Source organism: Lysobacter enzymogenes (assembly GCF_017168095.1).
In the GTDB taxonomy this organism is placed as follows: domain Bacteria; phylum Pseudomonadota; class Gammaproteobacteria; order Xanthomonadales; family Xanthomonadaceae; genus Lysobacter; species Lysobacter enzymogenes_D.
In genome coordinates this window covers 1-4,356 of the sequence record NZ_LXSD01000234.1, presented here as the reverse complement: position 1 = coordinate 4,356, position 4,356 = coordinate 1, and the positions used below count along the sequence as shown (strand labels likewise).

Genomic DNA, 4,356 nt, shown 5'->3' with positions numbered 1-4,356 from the left:
GCCGGCGCCCGTGCCTGCGCCCGCGTGCCCGGGCGCCGCGCGCGCACGCTGCGCGGAGCGCGCGCATGAGCGTCTCGCCGATGGACGTGGTCAAGAAGACAAACCGCAGCGGCCTGTTCTCGCGGCGCCGGATCGTTTCGGCCGCGGCGGCGGTCGTGCTGGCCGCGGCGGCGTTCGCGATCATGGGCCTGGACGAGGCCATGCCCAGCGCCGCGCGCTCGGAGCTGTGGATCGACGAAGTCCAGCGCGGCGACATGGTCCAGGAGATCCGCGCCACCGGAACCCTGGTGCCCAAGCATGTGCGCTGGCTCGCCGCCGACGGCGAGGGCACGGTGCAGGAAGTGCTGGTCCAGCCCGGCGCGCGGGTGAGCGCCGACACGGTCATCCTGCGGCTCGGCAATCCGCTGGCGCTGGCCACGCTGGAGAAGGCGCGCGCCGCGCTGGCCGGCGCCGATGCCGCCATCGCGGCCAAGCGCACCGAGCTCGACGCGCAGCGCCTGGACCAGCAGGCGGCGCTGACCAAGGCCGAATCGCAGCTCAAGATCAGCGCGGCCAAGACCGATGCGCTGCGCCGGGCCCTGGCCGCCGGCGTGATCTCCAAGCTGGAGCTGATGCAGAGCGAAGTCGGCATGGCCCAGGACCAGAGCATGGTCGCGATCGAGAAGCAGCGGGTCAGCGCGGCGCGCAGCAACTTCGTCGCGCAGCTGCAGGCCGAGCGCGCGCGCCGCGACGAACTGGCCAGCGCGCTGCGCCTGGCCGAGCGCAGCGTCGCCGAACTGCAGGTGCGCGCCGGCATCGACGGCATCCTGCAGCAGGTCGGCGTCGAACCCGGCCAGCAGGTGGCGGCCGGCGCGAGCCTGGCGCGGGTGGCGCGGCAGGACGAGCTGATCGCGCGCCTGCTGGTGCCGGAAGTGCTGGCCAAGGATCTGGTGCTGGATCTGCCGGTGCGGGTCGATACCCGCAACGGCGTGGCCGAGGGCCGCATCGGCCGCATCGATCCGGCCGTGCGCGAGGGCCGGGTCACGGTCGACATCGACTTCCCGCAGCCGCTGCCGGCCGGCGCGCGGCCGGACCTGTCGGTGGACGGCAGCATCGTGCTGGCCCGCCTGCGCGATGTGGTCAGCGTCGGCCGCGCGTCCTCGGCGATGCCCGGCGGCGCCTCGACCTTGTTCGTGCTGCGCGACGGCGGCGAGATCGCGCAACGCACGCGCGTGGTCTACGGACGCACTTCCAGCGACCGCATCGAGGTCAAGTCTGGGCTGCGTCCGGGCGACCGCGTGGTCCTGTCCGACACCGCGCAATGGAGCAAATACCCGGCGCTGCGCGTGCGCTGAGCGGCGCGGCGATCTTCAACCCAAGGACGCAACGGCGATGAATCTGGAAACCGGTGTTTTGCCCCTGGACACGGCCGCGCCCGCCGCGGCGGACCGGCCGCTGATCCGCCTGCGCGGCCTGGGCAAGGTGTTCGACGCCGAGGAAGTGCAGACCCACGCGCTGGCGGAGATATCGCTGGACATCCGCGCCGGGGAATTCGTCGCCATCACCGGGCCGTCGGGCTGCGGCAAGTCCACCTTGCTGTCGATCATGGGCCTGCTGGACGCGCCGAGTTCGGGCGAGTACTGGCTCGACGGCACCCCGGTCGCCGGCCTGCGCGCGGCCGAACGCACCCGCCTGCGCAACCGCTCGGTCGGCTTCATCTTCCAGGCGTTCAATCTGATCGCCGACCTCAGCGTCGCGGAGAACGTCGAGCTGCCGCTGACCTACCGCGGCGACATCGGCAAGGCCGAGCGCCAGCGCCGGGTCGAGGAGGCGCTGGAGCGCGTCGACATGGCGCACCGCCGCCGCCATTACCCGGGGCAACTGTCCGGCGGGCAGCAGCAGCGCGTCTCGGTGGCGCGGGCGCTGGTCACCCGGCCGGCGATCCTGCTCGCCGACGAGCCGACCGGCAATCTCGACCGGCACAACGGCGAGTTGGTCATGCGCTTGCTCGAAAGCCTGCACGAAAGCGGGTCGAGCCTGTGCATGGTCAGCCACGATCCGGCGTTCGCCGCGCGCGCCCAGCGGATCGTGCCGATGCTCGACGGCCGCATCGACGCCGGCGCGGCGCTGTCGGCGCGGTCGCGATGAGCGCCGGCGCGATGGATCCGGCGGCGATCCTGGCCGAATGGCGCCAGGCCTGGCGCGCGCTGCTGCGCCGGCCGGGCTATCTGGCCATCGCCTCGCTGACCCTGGCGCTGGGCATCGCCGCGGTCGCGGCCGTGTCCTCGCTGTTCTACCAGGGGCTGCTGCGTCCGCTGCCGTTTCCCGAGGCCGCACAGCTGGCCGCGGTGGGCATGGATTACGGCGACACCGTGGTGTCCGCGCCGGCCATGCTCGACAGCGTGCGCGCGATGCCGGAGACGGCGTCGGCGGGGATCGCGTCGGCGTATCTGCGCAACGTCAACATCGTGCGCGGCGACGCCTTGCTGGTCGGCCCGGTGCTGGCCGCGGACCACGGTTTCCTCGACACCCTGGGCGCGAAAATGGCCCTGGGCCGCAACTTCAGCGCCGAGGAGGACCGCAGCGGCGGCGCCGACGTGGTCGTGCTCAGCCACGACTTCTGGATGCGCCGCTTCGGCGGCCGCGGCGATGCGCTCGGCGCCAGCCTGGTCATGGAGGGACGGCCCGCGACCGTGGTCGGCGTGCTGCCCGAAGGCTTCGCCTGGCCGCAAGCGTTCGACCTGCTGGTGCCGATCCGGCTGCAGCGCGGGCCGCAGGATCTGGACGCCAATCACTACGTGGTCGCGCGCTTCGTCGGCGACGGCGCCGGCCGCGATGCGCGCGTGGATGCGCGCATGCACGCGCTGATCGAAACGCTGCGCGCGAGCCTGCCGGCGGAAAACTACGATTACCTGGCGCGCAACCGCTACAAGGCGATGCCGCTGCGCGACTTCTACACCGGCGGCAGCGGTCCGGCGCTGTGGCTGTTCTTCGCCGCCGCCCTGTGCGTGCTGGCGGTCGCCGCGATCAACCTGGGCAACCTGACGATGCAACGGGCGGTGCAGCGCTCGCACGACAGCGCGGTGCGCGCCGCGCTCGGCGCGCCGGCGCTGCGGCTGGCGATGCCGGCGCTGGGCGAAGGACTGCTGATCGGCGCGGCCGGCGCGGCCGCGGGGCTGGCGCTGGCCTGGGCCGGGCTGCGCCTGCTCAAGCGCATGGCGCCGGCGCACTGGTTGCCCAACGGCGAGATCGCCCTGGTCGATGCGAGCTGGATCTTCGCGCTGGCCACCGGGCTGTTGCTGGCGTTGCTGGCCTCGGCGGTCGGCGTGTGGCGCGCGCACGCCGGATCGCTGACCGCCGAGCTCGTCGGCGGCGGCCGCTCCGGCCTGAGCCGCGGCGCCGGCCGGCTCGCGCGCGCGCTGGTGGTCGCGCAGGTCGCGCTGGCGGCGCTGTTGCTGGTCGTGTCGAGCCTGTTCATGCGCAGCCTGTACGAACTCAACGCCGTGCCGCTGGGCTTCGACGGCGAGTCGGTGCAGGTGTTCCAGCTGTCGCCGGTCAAGCCGCTGTACCCCGACGCGCCGGCGGTCGCCGCGCAGAGCCGGGCGATCCTGGAGCGCCTGCGCGCGCTGCCCGGGGTCGAGCGCGTCGCGATGTCGACCAATCTGCCGATCGGCTCGCAGCTCAACATGCCCGCGACGCTGCCGGACGGCACGGCCGTGCAACCGCAGTTCCGGCCGGTGGACGGCGAGTTCTTCGCGACCTTCGCGATCGCGTCCCTGCGCGGCCGCCGGTTCGACGGCCGCGACGATGCCGGCGCCGAGCCGGTGTGCATCGTGAGCCGGTCCTTCGCCGACAAGTACCTGCGCGGCGACCCGATCGGGCAGTCGCTGCACATGGGCCGCGGCGCGCGCGGCGAGGACGCGCCGGCGATGCGTATCGTCGGGGTGGTCGGCGACGTGCGCCAGTTCGGTCCGGACCAGCCGGCGCCGCCGATCCTGTATGTCCCGTTCGCGCAGCTGTCGCCCAAGCTGTGGGACAAGATCCGCGAGTACGGGCCGCTCAACTACGCAGTGAGCGTGCGCGGCAACGGCGCGGACACCGAGGCGCGGGTGCGCCGCGCGGTCGCCGAAGCGGCGCCGCAGCAGCCTATCGGCGAAGTGCGGCGGATGCGCGCCGTCGTGGACGGCAGCATGCAGCGCAGCGCGATGCAGTTGTTGCTGGTCGGCGTGTTCTCGGCGATGACCTTGCTGCTGGCCGGCATCGGCCTGTACGCGGTGCTGGCCATCGCGGTGGCGACCCGCGGCCACGAGTACGCCGTGCGCGCGGCGATGGGCGCGCCGCCGGCGCGGCTGGTGCGGCGGGTGCTCGGCGACGGCT

3 protein-coding genes are annotated in these 4,356 nt (G+C 73.4%); all 3 read left to right on the top strand.

The features are described 5' to 3' along the window. Positions 1–65 precede the first annotated feature (65 nt). Positions 66–1,334, top strand: coding sequence for an efflux RND transporter periplasmic adaptor subunit (locus A7A76_RS06155; RefSeq protein ID WP_206410362.1), 1,269 nt, complete (start codon positions 66–68; stop codon positions 1,332–1,334). A gap of 37 nt (positions 1,335–1,371) precedes the next feature. Continuing rightward, on the top strand, positions 1,372–2,127 hold the full coding sequence (locus A7A76_RS06150; protein WP_206410361.1) for an ABC transporter ATP-binding protein: 756 nt from the start codon (positions 1,372–1,374) through the stop codon (positions 2,125–2,127). Further along, the coding region (locus A7A76_RS06145; protein ID WP_206410360.1) for an ABC transporter permease at positions 2,124–4,356 on the top strand (2,233 nt) is incomplete at its 3' end. The genes A7A76_RS06150 and A7A76_RS06145, both read left to right, overlap by 4 nt.